The 15,226-nt window shown below is 71.8% G+C and carries 14 protein-coding genes and 1 tRNA gene; 12 read left to right on the forward strand and 3 right to left on the reverse strand.

Going from position 1 to position 15,226, the window contains the following annotated elements; translation table 11 throughout:
* Positions 1–81 precede the first annotated feature (81 nt).
* Together UA75_RS03860 and UA75_RS03865 are read left to right on the forward strand one after the other, a co-directional pair.
* Positions 82–591: a DUF3995 domain-containing protein gene (locus tag UA75_RS03860; protein ID WP_083682897.1), complete on the forward strand. Its 510-nt coding sequence runs from the start codon at positions 82–84 to the stop codon at positions 589–591.
* A gap of 61 nt (positions 592–652) precedes the next feature.
* Positions 653–1,405, forward strand: coding sequence for a uracil-DNA glycosylase (locus tag UA75_RS03865; protein ID WP_075738953.1), 753 nt, complete (start codon positions 653–655; stop codon positions 1,403–1,405).
* 238 nt (positions 1,406–1,643) lie between these two features.
* Here UA75_RS03865 and UA75_RS03870 read toward each other — a convergent pair whose 3' ends face one another.
* Positions 1,644–2,174, reverse strand: coding sequence for a hypothetical protein (locus UA75_RS03870; protein ID WP_157433976.1), 531 nt, complete (start codon positions 2,172–2,174; stop codon positions 1,644–1,646).
* Positions 2,175–2,357: 183 nt separating this feature from the next.
* Here UA75_RS03870 and UA75_RS03875 point away from each other — a divergent pair, with 183 nt between their 5' ends.
* From UA75_RS03875 to UA75_RS03915, 10 genes are all read left to right on the forward strand, one after another.
* Positions 2,358–3,017, forward strand: coding sequence for a DUF4129 domain-containing protein (locus UA75_RS03875; protein ID WP_075738957.1), 660 nt, complete (start codon positions 2,358–2,360; stop codon positions 3,015–3,017).
* A complete protein-coding gene (locus UA75_RS03880) occupies positions 3,014–3,616 on the forward strand; it encodes a hypothetical protein (protein WP_075738959.1) in 603 nt (200 codons plus the stop codon). Before UA75_RS03875 ends, UA75_RS03880 begins: the two co-directional genes overlap by 4 nt.
* Positions 3,617–3,647: 31 nt before the next feature.
* Positions 3,648–4,649 (forward strand): AAA family ATPase, encoded by a 1,002-nt coding sequence (locus tag UA75_RS03885; protein WP_075738961.1) that lies wholly within the window; start codon positions 3,648–3,650, stop codon positions 4,647–4,649.
* Positions 4,646–6,097 (forward strand): DUF58 domain-containing protein, encoded by a 1,452-nt coding sequence (locus UA75_RS03890; protein WP_083682898.1) that lies wholly within the window; start codon positions 4,646–4,648, stop codon positions 6,095–6,097. Before UA75_RS03885 ends, UA75_RS03890 begins: the two co-directional genes overlap by 4 nt.
* Before the next feature lie 76 nt (positions 6,098–6,173).
* A complete protein-coding gene (locus UA75_RS03895; RefSeq protein WP_157433978.1) occupies positions 6,174–6,914 on the forward strand; it encodes a hypothetical protein in 741 nt (246 codons plus the stop codon).
* Between the two features lie 48 nt (positions 6,915–6,962).
* Positions 6,963–8,288, forward strand: a complete 1,326-nt coding sequence (locus tag UA75_RS03900; protein ID WP_075738965.1) for an NAD(P)/FAD-dependent oxidoreductase — start codon at positions 6,963–6,965, stop codon at positions 8,286–8,288.
* A 221-nt stretch (positions 8,289–8,509) separates the two neighbouring features.
* Positions 8,510–8,638 carry a hypothetical protein gene (locus UA75_RS34875; protein WP_257787498.1) on the forward strand — a complete coding sequence of 43 codons (129 nt, stop codon included), beginning with the start codon at positions 8,510–8,512 and terminating at the stop codon, positions 8,636–8,638.
* A gap of 1 nt (position 8,639) precedes the next feature.
* On the forward strand, positions 8,640–9,788 hold the full coding sequence (locus UA75_RS03905) for an ATP-grasp domain-containing protein (RefSeq protein ID WP_232237619.1): 1,149 nt from the start codon (positions 8,640–8,642) through the stop codon (positions 9,786–9,788).
* 365 nt (positions 9,789–10,153) lie between these two features.
* Positions 10,154–10,230 (forward strand) — tRNA-Leu (locus tag UA75_RS03910).
* 237 nt (positions 10,231–10,467) lie between these two features.
* Complete coding sequence (locus UA75_RS03915; RefSeq protein WP_075738967.1) at positions 10,468–12,135, forward strand: glycosyltransferase 87 family protein; 1,668 nt, start codon at positions 10,468–10,470, stop codon at positions 12,133–12,135.
* Positions 12,136–12,408: 273 nt separating this feature from the next.
* Here the strand turns inward: UA75_RS03915 and UA75_RS03920 are convergent, their stop codons facing one another.
* Both UA75_RS03920 and UA75_RS03925 read right to left on the reverse strand, forming a co-directional pair.
* Positions 12,409–13,230 carry a class F sortase gene (locus UA75_RS03920; protein ID WP_232237620.1) on the reverse strand — a complete coding sequence of 274 codons (822 nt, stop codon included), beginning with the start codon at positions 13,228–13,230 and terminating at the stop codon, positions 12,409–12,411.
* A 9-nt stretch (positions 13,231–13,239) separates the two neighbouring features.
* Positions 13,240–14,739 carry a collagen binding domain-containing protein gene (locus UA75_RS03925; protein ID WP_075738969.1) on the reverse strand — a complete coding sequence of 500 codons (1,500 nt, stop codon included), beginning with the start codon at positions 14,737–14,739 and terminating at the stop codon, positions 13,240–13,242.
* Positions 14,740–15,226: the final 487 nt, after the last annotated feature.

Consider the following 15,226-nt stretch of genomic DNA (forward strand, 5'->3'; position numbering starts at 1 on the left):
TCTCCGGGAGGCGAGTGGGGACCTCCTCGCTCGTATCGGCAGGTCGGGCTCTCGGAGGTCTGCGCTGGGAGGAGTCGCGCCATGTGGGAGTCCGGACGAGGCTCGCGGAATGATCGACCGGGATCGAGGCCGTTGTCCTGGGCCGCTGCCGTGACGGGTCTCGGGCATGCGGCCTTCAGCGTCTACTGGGGGCTGGGTGGCACGTGGCTGCTGGACACCGTCGCAGGCGGTGCGGCGGTTCCCACCGAGGCGAACAGCGCCTTCCTCGCCCTCCTCGTCTGGGCGGCCGCGCTGATCAAGATCGGCGTCGCCGTGGCACCCCTGGTCCTGCTGTACGTCGAGCTGCCGGGACTGCTGCGGCGTGTGGGACGTCTGCTCAGCTGGGTCGCCTGCACGGTGCTCACGCTCTACGGCGCGGTCTTCACCGGGGCCGCCCTGCTGGTCCTCGGCGGAGTGATTCCCGCAGGCCCGGAGGTCGATCGGACGGCGCTCGCCTGGCACGGCCTGCTCTGGGACCCGTGGTTCCTCGGGTGGGGAGTGCTGCTGGGGGCGGCCCTGTGGCGGACGAGGGGAGAGCGGGCCGCCGTCTGACGAAACCCCGAGGACGTTGGACGCACTGCCGACACCCCGGCGGACCCGCGATGATGCCGGGATGAGTCGAATGCGACCCGGCAGACTCGCACCCGGCGTGACCAGCCGCGCGGAGCTGGACGAGCTGGTGGTGCGGTGCGATGCCTGCCCGCGCCTGGTGGCCTGGCGAGAACAGGTGGCGCGGGATCGACGTCGGGCCTACGCAGACCAGACCTACTGGGGCAGGCCGGTGCCGGGCTTCGGGGTCGACGACGCGTCGCTGGCGATCGTGGGCCTCGCCCCGGCCGCCCACGGCGGCAATCGCACCGGACGGATGTTCACCGGCGACCGTGCTGGTGACGTCCTCTACGCCGCCATGCACGAGGTCGGACTCGCCTCCGCGCCGGTCTCCACGGCCCGCGACGACGACCTGCGGTTGATCGGCACCCGGATCACCGCCCCGGTGCACTGCGCACCGCCCGACAACAGGCCGACGCCGGAGGAACGTGATCGATGCGGGTCGTGGCTGCGCCGAGAGCTGGAGCTGCTGCGGCCGACCCTGCGCGTCGTCGTGGCGCTGGGCGGCTTCGCCTGGCAGGCCGTGGTCCCGATCCTGGCTGCCACGGGCTGGCGGGTGCCGGTGCCTCGCCCGAAGTTCGGCCACGGCGTGCGCGTCGTCCTGCCCGCCCGGGACGACGGGCCCGACCTCACGGTCTTCGGCTGTTTCCATGTCAGCCAGCAGAACACCTTCACCGGCAGGCTGACCCCGGCGATGCTGCGGACGGTGCTCGCGGCGGCGGGACAGGCCGCCGGACTGCCGACGACGGCCCGGTAGATCGGCTTCGGAGCCTGGGGCGAGGGCCGCCGGGTTCGGCCGACGGCGCGGCGAGCTCAGGGGACGGCGGTGATCGCCGACGGCGGTGACGGGGACGCCGCCAGGTCGAGACCGCTGCCTGCCGCGCCGAGTCCCGATCTCGTCGCGACCGATCTCGTCCCGCTGCTCGTACTCCCGGCCACGAGGCAGGCGGCTCGCCTCGATGACCCCCGCGTCGGCCCCGCGCGAGGCCGACGCGTCAGTCGACGGACGGCGGCGTGCGGGCCGCCTCGACCCGGCGAGCCCACCGTCGAGCCGATTCCGGCCAGTCGGCGGGCGGACGATGCCGGACGTCGGCGACCAGCGCGCCGAGACCGACCGTACCCAGCCTGGTGTCCACGACGGTCGCGTCCGGCCGGAGCGCGGGCTCCAGCCCCACCCCGTCCAACGCCTCGGCCGCCAGCGGCAGCAGCCGCTCCTGCCCGGCCGCGCCGAGCGCGGACCAGTCCGCGATCTCCTCGTTGCCGGTGGCCGCCCGGAGTACGGGCGGATCGGGGTCGGGGTGCTCGGCGAGGTAGGCGTCATGCGGACGGCGCAGCTGCGTCGAGAGGAAGACGATCGCGATCGAGCTGACCGCGAGTCCGCCGCCGATGATCGCCGTGAGCGTCGAGCCCAGCCACCACCCGATGAGCAGGGTGACGAGCCCGGCGCCGCACTCGCAGCCCGCGATGACGCGAAGAATGCGCGGGCCGCGCAGGTATTCCGGATCACCCGGCAACGCTGGGCTCACCACTGCCCCCTTCGAGGTCTTCGTGCTGCCGCTCGGGTCGTCCCGCCTGCGGCCGTGCCGCCGATCATGCCGGAGAAGTCCGTGGTCGGGCGATAGAGTGACGAGATCCGTTCGACGATCGGAGTCCTGATCCGAGCTCGCCTAGTCCTGCTGATCTCGGCCGTCATCCTCGTACTGGTGGCCATGGCGGCGGCACGGGGCCGCAGCGGGATTCCGCACAGCGGCGGCGGGCTCGTGACGGCGGCGACGACCACCCCGGCACCGGCCTCCGCGCGGCCGAACGCCGACGAGGTCTCGCCGCGCCCGGAGCCGAACGAGTGGATCGGTGCTGGCTTCGGTCTGTTCCTGTTGGTGATCCTCGCCCTGGTGATCGTCGGTCTCGTCGGCATCCTGCTCGCCTTCCGCCTGCCCGAACGGAGACTTCGGGGCCGCGGTGCGCGTCGGCAGGCGGAGGGCGACGACGTGTCGCCCGCCGCCGGGGCTGCGTCGGCGACCGGTGCCCACGCGGCGCTGCGTGTCCTGGACGCACCGGCCGCGGGCTCGCCGGGCGATCGCGTGATCGAGGCCTGGCGGGTCTTCGAGCAGACGGCCGCCGAGGCGGGGACCCGACGGCTGGCCCCGCAGACGCCCACCGAGTTCGCCGCCGAGCTGGTCTCGGCTCGTGCGCTGCCCGCCGAGCCGGTCGCCGAACTGCGGACGCTCTACCACCGCGCTCGATTCGACCCGGCGTATCGGACCTCGGACGAGGACGTCGCCAGGGCTCGCGCGGCGCTGGCCGCACTGGCGGCGGCGCTGGACGACGCCGATCCGAAGCCTGCGCATCTCGGCGGGGGTCGCCCGTGAGCCCGAGAGTGACCCTGGCGGCAGGCCTGCTGATCCTGGCGGCGGCGACGGTTCTGCTGGTGATGATCGCGGGCATCCCCGTCGGCTGGGCCGTCGCGGTCGCGTTGCCGCCGCTGTGCTGGCTGCTGCTGAGCCTGCGGGTCGGGCGGACCGCCGAGGCGGTGTGGCAGCCCGCGCACTCCGATGAGGACTCTCCTCGGTTCGTGCAGGCCGCCACCCTGGCAGGCCGGTTCGCGGAGGCCTCGGCCGATCAGCGCCGCTTTCGCACGAGACTCCAGCCCCGGCTGCGCGCGGTGGTGCTCACCGCGCTGCGGGGACGTCGGGAGACGGCGGGCGTGACCGATCTCGACGACCCGAGGGCGATCGCCGCCCTCGATCCCCGGCTGCATCGCCTGCTCACCGACCCCGCCGCCCCGCTTCCCCCGCCTCGGGTGCTGACCGAGCTGCTCGCCGAGCTGGACGAGGATCGCCGACGGACGGCCGGGAGAGCCGGGGGCCGCCGTGCCGAGGGCGAGGGCACGACGTGGTGGCCGAACACCGCGCGGGCCCGGCGTCGTGGCCACGCCGTGCGGGCAGGCGCGACCGACGACCGCGGCTGAGAAACCAGTTCCGCGAAGCAGGAGAGGACAGATGCCAGAGGTGACCGAGATCCCGGAGCCGCCGGACGTGCCCGCCATCGCCGCCGTCGTCGCGGAGGTGTCCGCCTCGGTGGAGTCCGTCGTCGTCGGCGCGGGCCGGAGTCTGCGACTCACCATGGCGGCCCTGCTCGCGGGCGGGCACGTCCTGCTGGAGGACGTGCCCGGCCTGGGCAAGACGCTGCTGGCGAGCAGCCTCGCCCAGTCGCTCGGCCTGGACTTCCGCCGCCTCCAGTGCACCCCCGACCTGCTGCCTGCCGACGTCACCGGCTCCTACCTCTACGACCCCACCAGCCGGGAGTTCGCCTTCCGGCCGGGTCCGATCTTCACCGGGCTGCTGCTGGCCGACGAGATCAACCGGACGCCGCCCAAGACCCAGTCGGTGCTGCTGGAGGCGATGCAGGAGCGGCAGGTCACCATCGAGGGCACCACGATGCGGCTCGCCAGGCCGTTTCACGTGTTGGCCACGGCGAATCCCGTGGAGTACGAGGGCACCTACCCGCTGCCGGAGGCGCAGCTCGACCGCTTCCTCCTGCGGTTGGACATCGGCTATCCCGCGGCGGATGAGGAGGCGGAGGTGTTGCGCCGCAGACTGGCCCGGCGACGCGAGGAGACCTCGCTGTCCCCGGTCATCGACGCCGGGGAGTTCACCGCGCTTCAGGCGGGGATCGAGACCGTCGACGTCGACCCCGACGTGGTGCGGTACTGCGTCGACCTGGCCTCGGCCACCCGGTCGCATCCGGCCGTCGAGGTCGGTGCCTCCCCGCGCGGCGCCCTGGCCCTGGTGCTGGTCGGGCGGGCCCTCGCCGTGCTCGACGGACGGTCCTTCGTGCTGCCGGAGGACGTCAAGGAATGTGCGGTGCCTGCGCTGGCCCACCGGCTGACCCTGCGACCCGAGACTTGGACGACCGGCGTGACCGGCGTCGAGGTGGTGACCGAGCTGCTCGGGAAGGTGGCCGGTCCGGCCACCGGCAGGCTGCGGGCGAACAGATCGTGAGCACGGCGTCGGGGGACACGGCGCGGCTCGCCCGGCTGCGTGCGGGACTGGGCCGACGAACCGGCAGCCGCTGGCAGCCCACCGACACGCTGTATCGAGGGCTGGTGGTCGGCACCGGGCTGATCTGCGTCGGAGTGCTGCTGCATCGGTTGGAACCGGTGATCCTCGGCGCCCCGCTGCTGTTGTCCACGCTGCTCGCACTGACCGTCGCTCGATCGCCGGACGAGCATCCGACGCTACGGGTGACTCCGCCGCCTCGGGTCGCCGAGTCGGAGACGGCGACCGCGCGGATCGAGGCGGCCTGCGGCGCCGAGTGGGCGGCCGTCCGGCTGCCCACGGCGGGCCGCAGGCCGCGTCCGGCGCAGCCTGCGGCCGAGCCTGGCGTGCGGGGCCGACTCGCGGCGGCGGCCGAGAAGCTGCGCGCGCTGTCCGCCGAGGCGGGGGAGACCGTCCACGTGCTGCCCGGCGACGGCGGCCCGTGGCGGGTGGAACTTCCTCGACGTCGGTGGGGCGAGGCGGTGGAGATGCGGCCCGACCACCTGTTCGCCGGGCCGGACGCGGTGATCGTCTACGGGCCGGTCACCGGCATCGAGGTTCGTCGCATCGTGCTGCCGCCCATCGTCGCCCTGCCTGCAGGCCCGTTGCCGCCGAGAGCGGCGGGGCTGGTGGGCGTGCACCGATCGGCGCAGCCGGGCGACGGCACCGAACTCCGCGACATCCGTCCGTTCCGCGCGGGCGACCGGCTGCGGCGGATCGACTGGCGGGTGTCGGCGCGCAGCGGCGCCTTCGACGACACCAGGGGCGCCGCAGGCTGGCATGTGCGGGAGCGCCACGCCGAGGCCGACGCCGAGGTCGTGCTGGCCGTGGACACGCGGGTCGACGTCGGTGCGGAGATGGGCGAGTGGATGGCCCATTCCGCCGCCCGGTCCACGACGGGGAGCCTCGACGCGACGGTCCGGGCGGCGAGCGCCCTGGCCGCCGCCTACCTGCGCCAGGGCGACCGGGTCGGCCTGATCGACCTGGGACGTCCGCAGCTCTCGGTGCCGTGCGCGGCGGGACGACGTCAGCTGCTGCGACTGCGCGGTGCGCTGGTGACCAGCGCGCGGCAGGCAGGCTGGGCCGCACAGCCGATCCTGAGTCCACGCCAGGTCCCGGCGGGCGCGGTGCTCATCGTGCTGTCCCCGTTCCTGGACGACGCGGTGGTGACGCTGACCGGCCAGGCGGTCCGCCGGGGCCTGGTCTTCGGCGTCGACGTGCTGCCCGCCCCGCTGAGCGCGGACGCCTCGACACCGTGGGGCGAGGCCGTCCGGACGGTGCTGTCCCTCGAACATGCCGGGCGGCTCCGGGCCCTGGCCGAGCGCGGGGTGCGGGTCGTCGAGTGGGACTCCGACGGTGCCTCGGCGATGGCCGTGCTGCGGGGTGCCCGCCGTCGGGGCGGTCGCCGGTGAGACGAGTGCGGTCGATGCGGCCGGGAGCCCGGCGAGCAGGCGTTCGAACGGTCTGGACGACGCGGGGAGGTCCGGTGTGAACCAGGAGGTCGGCGGGGCTGCTGAGATCAGCGAGGTCGGAAGTGGTGCCGGGGCTCGACAGGCCCGCCTCGGCCTCGCGTCCGGCGCAGCCGGGCGGGCGTCTGGTGTCGGCGCGGGCTCCGGCACCGAGCCGGGTCCGATCGGTGTCCGCCGAGCGCCCGGCGCATCCTCGATGAGCCCGCAGGAACCCGCCCCGGTGACGGGCGGGGTCGGAATCCCCGGCTGGGGCCTGCGCCTGCTGCTCGCGGCCTGTGCCGCCGTCGTCTGCGTCGTGGTGTCATCCGACGGGGCGGGACCCCTGGTGACCTGGGGTCTGGTGATCTCGGCTGCCCTGACGGCCGGACTGCCCGCCTCGGCATCGCCTGCGGTGTTGATCGTGGTCGCGGTGGTCGGCGTGACGTCCAACGGCGGTGACCCGCTGCGCCCCGAGGTCCTGTCGCTGATGCCGTTGCTGCACCTGACGCATCTGCTGGCGGCGGTCACGGCCGTGCTGCCCTGGCGGTCGCGCGTCCGAGCGGCGGCGCTGCGGCCTGCCCTGCTGCGGGTGGTCGTCGTCCAACTCGTCGCCGCCGGGCTCGTCCTGGTGGTGTGGACGCTGCCGTCGACGGTGCTGCCCGCCTGGCTGGAGGTCGCCGGGCTGGTCTCCGCCGCAGGTCTGGCCGTCGTCGGGGTGTTGGCGCTGCGCCGATCGCCGAACCTGCCCAGGGACATGCCTAGCGAGCGGAATCACAGCTAGGGGTGGTACGTCAAGCCGTCACGGCTCGCTGGTGGCAGCATCGTTGACATGGCTGGTAAGAAGGCTTCACCCACCAAGATCGTGATCTTGGGCGGCGGATATGTCGGAATGTACACAGCGTTGCGCCTCCAGGCCAAATTGAAGGCGGCGGAGGCGTCGGTGACGGTGATCGACCCGCAGCCGCACATGACCTATCAACCCTTCCTCCCCGAGGCCGCCGCCGGGTCGATCGAGCCGAGGCACGTGGTGGTGCCGCTGCGCCGCACGCTGAAGCGGTGTCACGTGGTCACCGGCCGGGTCGCCAAGGTCGAGCACGACAAGCACACCGTCACGGTGGACATGGCCGAGGGGCACGTCGAGAAGCTGGAGTACGACGTCCTCGTGGCGGCCCTCGGGTCGGTGGCGCGCACGCTGCCGATTCCGGGACTCGCCGATCAGGGCAACTCGTTCAAGACCGTGGGGGAGGCCATCTTCCTGCGCAATCACGTCCTCTCCCGGATGGACGACGCGTCGTCGATGGCGGACGGCGAGCGCAGGCGTCGGCTGCTGACCTTCATGGTCGTCGGCGGCGGCTACGCGGGCATCGAGGCGCTGGCCGAGCTGGAGGACATGGCTCGGTACGCGACGCGCTACTACAAGACCATCAAGCCGTCCGATCTACAGTGGATCCTCGTCGAGGCCACGAACCGGGTCATGCCCGAGGTCAGCCCGCGGATGGGCGTCTACACGGTGGAACGGCTGGAGGAGCGGGGGATCAAGGTCTTCCTCGACACCAGGGTCGACGACATGACCGGCGGCGACGTCCGGCTCAGCGACGGGACCACCTTCGCCACCGACACGATCGTCTGGACGGCAGGCGTGAAGGCCAATCCGGTCCTCGCCGAGACCGATCTGCCGCGTGACGAGCGCGGCCGGGTCCGCTGCACCGCAGACCTGCGGGTGGAGGGGCTGACCGGGGTGTGGGCGGCGGGCGACTGTGCTGCGGTGCCCGATCTGTCCAAGACCGAGCAGGACCCCAACGCGACGTGCAGCCCGTCGGCGCAGCACGCCGTGCGGCAGGCCAAGCAGCTTGCGGACAACCTCGTCGCCTCGCTGCGGGGCCGACAGCCCGCACCGTATCGACACAAGTACGCGGGATCGGTGGCCAGCCTCGGCCTGTACAAGGGCGTCGCGGACGTCTACGGGATCAAGTTGAAGGGTTTCCCCGCCTGGTTCATGCACCGCACCTACCATGTCAGTCGGATGCCCACCTTCAACCGCAAGGCGCGCATCGTGATCGACTGGACCCTGGCGCTGCTCTTCCGGCGCGAGGTCATCTCCATGGGGCAGCTCCAGGAGCCCAAGGCAGAGTTTGCTCGTGCGGCGTCGAAGTGACCGCCCGCGTTCATCACCCTGATGGCCCAGCTCTGCACGAATGGAGGACGATCTCCCGTTGTGTGCGGCAGTGCTGACACTTTCCGTGAGTATTACTGCATTCGGCTCGTCCTATTGGGCCGAATAGGCGAAGGTGTCCTAGTGCTCGCTTGACACTGAGTAAGGTGCAGCTGAAACTATCTCTGCCGGTCCGTCGCCGGCTCTCGCTGTCGAGGATGGGGGTGACCGTCATGACGCTCAAGGAACTGGCTGAACTCATCCGTCGGGGCGAGGTGACGGACGGACCGTTGGCGGAGTACCAGGAGGCCTTCGACAGGGAGCGGAAGATCTTCCGTAAGAAGGACGACTGACGTGGCGGACGCCGAGTGGGAGCAGGCAGCGCTGCCGCTCCCGCCCGACGCCACCGCCGACGCCGTCTCGATCAAGCCCGTCTCGACCCCGCTGGCCACGCCGCTGCTGTTACAGGGCCAGGAGTATCACTACCGCGCTCCCAGCGCCTGCCTCGACTTCCAGGAACGGATGTATCGGGCGGGTCTGGTCGAGCCGGGGGACGGCAGCCCGGTGCCCTGCGTGCTCGTCCTCGCCAGGGCGGCCGACATGGAGATGAACGAGCTGTCGCTCACCCTCGCCGAGCACGACATCCGGATGGTTCGGATCGACGCCGATCGGTGTCTCGACCTTGCGCTGACCGTCTATCCGGACACCCCGCTGATCGAGCTGGATCAGTGGCTGCTGCGCCCGCTGCTGGTGTGGCGCCGCCACTTCGATCTCACCGCGCTGCCCATCGACCCCCGGTCGCTCTACGGCTCCTACACCCTGGACCAGTGGGGCGCCGTCGCCGACTGGCTCACCGTGCGGTCGGACTGGGGCCACGTCAACGAGCCCCGCCGCAGCGCGCGACTCGATCGGCTGACCCAGCTCGCCGACGCTCAGGCCGAGGGGCTCGCCGTACCGAGGACCGTCGTCACCACCCGCCCGGCGCGCAATCGACCCGGTGGCGCCCGGTGCATCGTCAAGACCGCGGGACGACACCTGCTCGAACCCCGGCCCGGCTCGCTGCAGGGCCTCTTCCCCCGTCCGCTGGACACCAGCCGGGCAGGCGAGTTGAGCGAGCCCGCCCCGGTGATCGTGCAGCAGTACCTGGTGGCCGATGCCGAGCTGCGCGTGTTCGTCGTCGGAGACGAGCTGATCCCCTACCGGGTGGACAAGATCGATCCGGCCCAGCTCTGGCAGGATCCGGACGCCGTCGCGGTCACGGCCGTCGAGCTGGACCCCGTCGTCGCGCGGCGCCTGCGTGCGCTGGCCGCCCGCTGGAAGCTGGACGTCGCGGCCTTCGACCTCTTACAGGTCGACGGCGAGCATGTCTTCCTCGAGGTCAACGTGAGCTGCGACTGGCGCTGGTTCGAGAACCGCGCTGGTGAGACCAGGGTCTCGGACGCCGTCAACAGGTGGATCATCACTCGTTTCGACGATCTGCGACGCGCCGAGCGCGTCCGGTGACCGGAGCGCAAGAGAGTACGCGACGAGCGTAATCCCGGAAACGTTTTCACAGAAGTTCCACATAACCATGTTCGACAGCTTCGAGTGGTACTACGCTTTCGCCCGATCAGTGTCGTCATGGTCGCCCCATGGCCGCGCGATGCGGGTCGAGTCTCGTCGGGCCGGAGGAGGTGGTGCCTGAGCTGTGCGGGCAACGTCGAACGCGTAGCGCTGTCGGTATTCGGTGACCCACCGGCCGGGTGTCGTCTCTCGCCCCCGGTCGTCACACGCGGGCCGTGCCCGCAGTGGTGGTCGCCGCGTTCAGCGCACCGACGCTCTCGACGAGCAGCCAGGCACTCAGCGAAGGCGACTCCATGCTCCGCGCTGCCCCCGTAGCCCAATAGGCAGAGGCAGGCCCCTTAAAAGGGTCCCAGTGTCGGTTCGAGTCCGACCGGGGGCACCAGCATCCTTGGTGGTGCGCCACGCGACGACGTGGTTGGTGCCGATGAAGCAGCAGCTGCGCACCGCGTGAGGGGGTCGGCCTCCACGCGGCGCAACTCATTCTTCGGCATCCAGGCTCTCGCCATTGATCCCTGTACCAGCCTGTTTCACCCTAACGAGTGTGATCGTCCCCGCCGCTCGGCGTGTATGACGCGAAGTCGGCCCTGCGGGCCGTCGCACGGGGTAGTCAGCGTTATTCATGCCGCTGACCACACCTGCCGCATCCGACGGCGTCGCGTCGCCACGGGCGTCCTCCTCTGCCGCGCGTGCGCGGTTCTGGCCGATCTCGGTGATCGCACTGTCGGCCGTCGTGCTGATCTTCAACGTCGTTCGACTGATCGGCGACTCCGCACTGGTCGACGCAGGCGTGTACTTCGGCGGCGCCCGCCTGCTGCTGGAGGGCGGCGATCTCTACGGCACCCGGATCGCGGTCGCAGGCATTCAGCTGCCCTTCACCTACCCGCCCTTCGCCGCGATCCTCTTCGTCGGCGTCTTCGCCGCGTCGCTGACTCCCGGTGTGTACCTGCTCACCGCGCTCGGCCTCGGTGGTCTGTTCCTCGCCTTGTTCCTGGTCGCCCGGCGGTTCGACGAAGGTCTGCTCGGCCCGCTCGCCTCGGCCTCGGCGTTCACCGCCGTGGCGACCTTCCTCGAACCCGTCGCCGACACGCTGGACTTCGTGCAGATCAACACGATCCTGCTCGGCATGGTGGCGCTGGACTGCCTCGGCCGCACCCGGCTGCTGCCGCGCGGCGTGCTGGTCGGGCTGGCGACGGCGATCAAGCTGACCCCGGCCGTCTTCGTGTTGTTCTTCCTCGCCAGGCGAGACTGGCGCTCGGTCGGCTGGACGGCGGCAGGCTTTCTCGGCGCGACCGGCGTCGGCTGGCTGATCGCACCCGCGGAGTCCGCCGACTACTGGTTCACCGTCCTGGCGGACTCGGGGCGGATCGGCGACCCGGCGTATGTGGGCAATCAGTCGCTCCGAGGGCTGCTGAGCAGGCTGGTGAGTGACGAGACCCTCGTGCAGGCGCTGTGGGCCGTCACCACGGCCCTCGTGGTGGTGGCGGGCTGGCTGCTGGCGGCGAGGCTGCGCAGCCTCGGACAGGACGTCCTGGCGCTGTGTGCGGTCGCCGCGGTCGGGCTGCTCGCCTCGCCGGTCTCCTGGTCCCATCACTGGGTCTGGGCGATGCCCGTCCTGCTCGTGCTGTGGTGCAGGCCCGCCGGGATGCCACGGGAGGTGACGACGCGGCAGCCGTCGATTCCGTCTGCGCGCTCGGCCCCGCCCGACTCCCCGTCGTCGACCGCTCCGGCGGCGCGGGCGATGCGGGTCGCCGTGCCCCGACCGTCGCCCTGGTCCGCTCCGGTGCTGCTTCGGCGCGGGGTCTGTCTACTCGTGATCGCCTACCTGATCCTCGGCGTGCACTGGTGGCTGCCCCACCAGCGCGACGAGCACCTGACCTGGTCCGGCTGGCAGCAGCTCGTCGGCGGCGACTACGTGATCGCTGCGCTGATCGGACTGGTCGTCCTCGCCGTCCTCGCGCGGCGCTGGGGCAGGCCCGCCGCAGACGTCGGGCCGGACGGGTCTGCGGTCGGCTCGGCGGCTGTTCTCCCCGGCGCTGGTCAGGCGAACCTCGGCCAGGCGGTTCCCGATCAGGCGGTTCCGGCTCAGGCGGTTCCCGATCAGGCAGGTCGGGAAGCTCGACGGTCCAGCACAGAGCCGAGCGTTTCGGAGCCTGCGTCGAAGGACCTGACCACCGCCGTGCGGCGGGGGCCTGCGACGACCTCGGGCCCGCCGACCCTGCCCGCCCCGCGCAGCGCAACGCCCGGCCTGCCGCAGGAGTCCCGGCGCGCGCCCACGCCGGAGGCCTGACCTCGACGCTGGCCGGCCGGGCGGCGCGGCGCCGTAGGGCGATCGCCGCTCGGCCGAGCCCGGCCAGGATGACGACGTCCCCTTCCGTTCCTGACCGGACAGCTCCCATTCCGGTCAGAGCAGAACGAGGTCGTGGGCGAAGTGTGGTGCCAGCCCGATCCGGCGCGGCACAGGGAACGTGCCTGCGCGGGGTCGTGGCCGGGATGCCGAGGCGACGGGCGGGTGTCCCGCAGCCCCGCAGCCGCTCGATCCGTCGAGCCGGTTCGCAGGCGATCAGGCGATCGGCGTCGCCACGACGATCCGATTGTCCTCGTAGCCCAGCGCGCCGCCCTGCCAGCGTCCGCCGCAGGTCACCAGCACGATCCGATGCGGTCCGTCCTGGCCGAACAGCGCGGCGGCCCTGGCGGGCAGGTCGTCCTTGTGGACGGTGTGCACCTCGGAGATGGCGAAGCGCCAGGCCCGGCCGTCCTGATCCATCACCGAGACCTCGCGGCCGACCCTCGCGTCCCACAGCTCGGCGAACGGGCCGCGCCTGCCCTGCCAGTTCACATGGCCTGCGAAGACGGCGGCACCGGATCGGGCACCGAGTCCGGTGCCCCACCAGGTCGCCTCGTCGATGCCGTCGGGAACGGGCAGCACGCGATCCGCGCCGACCTCCTGACGGACGAGGTCGGCCGTGCCGCCGTGCGGCAGCAGGATCGTGCCGGGTCGTTGGGCCACGCGGGCAGGCGCGTCCGGAGCGGGCGGGTCCGGCGCCGCCTGCGGTGGCGGGGGAGGTGACGGGGGAGGCGGTGCCTGTGTCGCGTCCTCGCGGTCGGCGGCGGCAGGCGCCTCCACCGGCTGGTCTTCCTGCGGCTCGCCGCCCGCCTGTTCCGGCGGCACACCGAACCGCACCTCGGCGGCGCCGGGCATCGAGAGGTTATGGCCCAGCACGCTCGACAAGGGCTGCTGGACGGGATGGGCGGTGCCGGGCACCTCCATCGCCGATGGGCCGAAGAGCAGCAGGCCAGCGATGCCGACCGCACCGCCGACGGCCGCCACCCCGGCCGCGCGTCGCCACGCGGCCGGGGTGGTGGAGTCAGAGCTCAAGGACACGCGGACCGCCTACTGTCGTCGGCTGTCCCGTCCGGCGATCCTGCGATGCCAGACGAGTCCTGTCAGCGTAGCGCCGATCACCGCGAGCACGCCCAGGCCGATCAGTGCCGCCGGGTTGGCCTGGGTGGTCGTGGCCGCCGCCGCCGACACGCCCTGACCGACGTCGCCTGCCGGGATCGTGCTGGGCACGGTCGGCGTCGGGTTGGGCTGGTTGGCGATGGACAGACTGAGCGTCTGCCCCGGCTCCACCGTGCCGCAGACGGTCGGCGGGTTGTCCGGATCGAACTGCTCTTCGTATCCGGGTGGCGCCGCCGTCTCGACCAGACAGATCTCCTGCGGTGTCTGGAGATCCTCGATGACGGCGATCCCGTCGGCGTCGGTGACGACCACCAGTGCCTCGCCGTCCTCACCCACCAGCGGTTCGCCGTCCTGACGGATCGCCGGGGTCGTCTCGTCGGCGCCGGTGATCCGCAGCGAGACGTCCGCGACGGCCAGCCCGGTGGCGGCGTCCACCTTGGACACCTCGACGATGCCGGGGGCAGTCCTGGCCTCCAGCGCGGCCTCGACGGTCACGGTGTCCTCGCCGCCGGTGGTGACGACGCGCTGCACGTTGTTCGACGCGTCCGGCGGCACCCGCACCTGCGGCTGCGCCGCCGGGGTCTGCACGTTGGCGACCACGGAGGGGTTCGGCCCGGTGGGGATCACGTCGAAGACCAGCGGCGAGCCGTCCTCCGGCGTGTTCAGGTACTGGGTCGTGGTGCCGTCCTCGTCGCCCTCGAGGTCCTCCTCCTGGAGCAGGACCGTGCGCGGCGGCTCGACGATCTCCGGCTCCGCCAGCTCGGCGTCGGTGAGCTGGATCTCCACCGGGATGCCGCCGACGCCCTCGCTCGCGGTGTTGAGGACCTCGATCTGCCAGGAGTCGGCCGTCCCGATGATCTGGTCGCCCTCCGGCGCGGTCAGGTCGACCGTCCAGGGGCCCCGGTTGATCTCGGCGTCGGTCTGCATGTGGTCGATCACGGCCCGGGTGGACTCGGGCAGTTCGTTGTAGTGGAAGTCGACGTCGTACCCGATGGTGGTGTAGCCGTTGCTCGGGTCGAGGTCGGCGTCGGTGCGCGGTGACGCGGTCCAGGTGTGCATCAGGTGAGCCAGCGCCGCCGACTCGTCGTCCGACTCCGTGCCGCTGTAGCGCAGCAGCAGGTACGAGATGTTCGACGCGATCTCCGGCGCCAGCGGGTCGCCCCACTTGGTCAGCAGATCGTCGCCGTCCACATACTCCTCGCTGGAGTCGGGCGCGCGGAAGGCGTACTGCACGCACCAGACGTGCTCGCCGTTCCACAGATAGGACCCGACCCAGTCGTAGTCCTGCGGCTTGCCGTCGTAGGGCTGGGGCGCGGTGCGATACCCGAGTCCCTCCTCGACCTGAGCGACCGCCGTGCCTGGCACGGCGGCCAGTCCTATGGCGGTCAGCATCGAGATGCCGGCAAGACCGGCGACCAGTCTCCTCCGCATGAATTCTCCTTGGGTGCGCTGCTGGTCATGTCGTCGCTGATCGGTTCTCGCCCGTCTCACCGGGTGCAGGCGGGCGGCGGGTTCGGGTCGTCGAGTGACGCCGAGTGGTCGGGGCCCGCAGACGGTTGCTCGAAGGCGGGGATCGGTCGACGGCTCGTCGAGCGCGCCGACACGCGACGTCACGATGCAGGGACGCTGTGATGCTCGTCTGGTTACTCGCCGTGTCACAAGCCTCCTTTAGGAGGAAGTTTCCCAAGATCGGGACTGGCGCGCGGTCATCGGCTGTCGTCGGATGTCACCGTGATGGACGAGTAACGCCACGACCGGCCCTGCCCCGGCGGGCACCCTGCGCTGTTCGGCGTCTGCCCTGCAACGACGAGGTCACGGGTCGGTGACGTGATGTGCTCGTCGGACCTGCGGATACCGGGGACTCGACCCGACCGAACCGATGAGTAAAGTGGCTTTTACTCAAGAGTGGGAACCGGGC

This window comes from Actinoalloteichus sp. GBA129-24, from assembly GCF_001941645.1.
Lineage (GTDB): Bacteria > Actinomycetota > Actinomycetes > Mycobacteriales > Pseudonocardiaceae > Actinoalloteichus_A > Actinoalloteichus_A fjordicus.

Excerpts from the sequence above, each read along its gene's own strand:
- UA75_RS03915 (WP_075738967.1), top strand. The coding sequence starts at position 10,468 with ATGCCGCTGACCACACCTGCCGCATCCGACGGCGTCGCGTCGCCACGG.
- UA75_RS03885 (WP_075738961.1), top strand. The coding sequence starts at position 3,648 with ATGCCAGAGGTGACCGAGATCCCGGAGCCGCCGGACGTGCCCGCCATC.
- UA75_RS03860 (WP_083682897.1), top strand. The coding sequence starts at position 82 with ATGTGGGAGTCCGGACGAGGCTCGCGGAATGATCGACCGGGATCGAGG.
- UA75_RS03925 (WP_075738969.1), bottom strand. The coding sequence starts at position 14,739 with ATGCGGAGGAGACTGGTCGCCGGTCTTGCCGGCATCTCGATGCTGACC.
- UA75_RS03875 (WP_075738957.1), top strand. The coding sequence starts at position 2,358 with ATGGCGGCGGCACGGGGCCGCAGCGGGATTCCGCACAGCGGCGGCGGG.
- UA75_RS03865 (WP_075738953.1), top strand. The coding sequence starts at position 653 with ATGAGTCGAATGCGACCCGGCAGACTCGCACCCGGCGTGACCAGCCGC.
- UA75_RS03900 (WP_075738965.1), top strand. The coding sequence starts at position 6,963 with ATGGCTGGTAAGAAGGCTTCACCCACCAAGATCGTGATCTTGGGCGGC.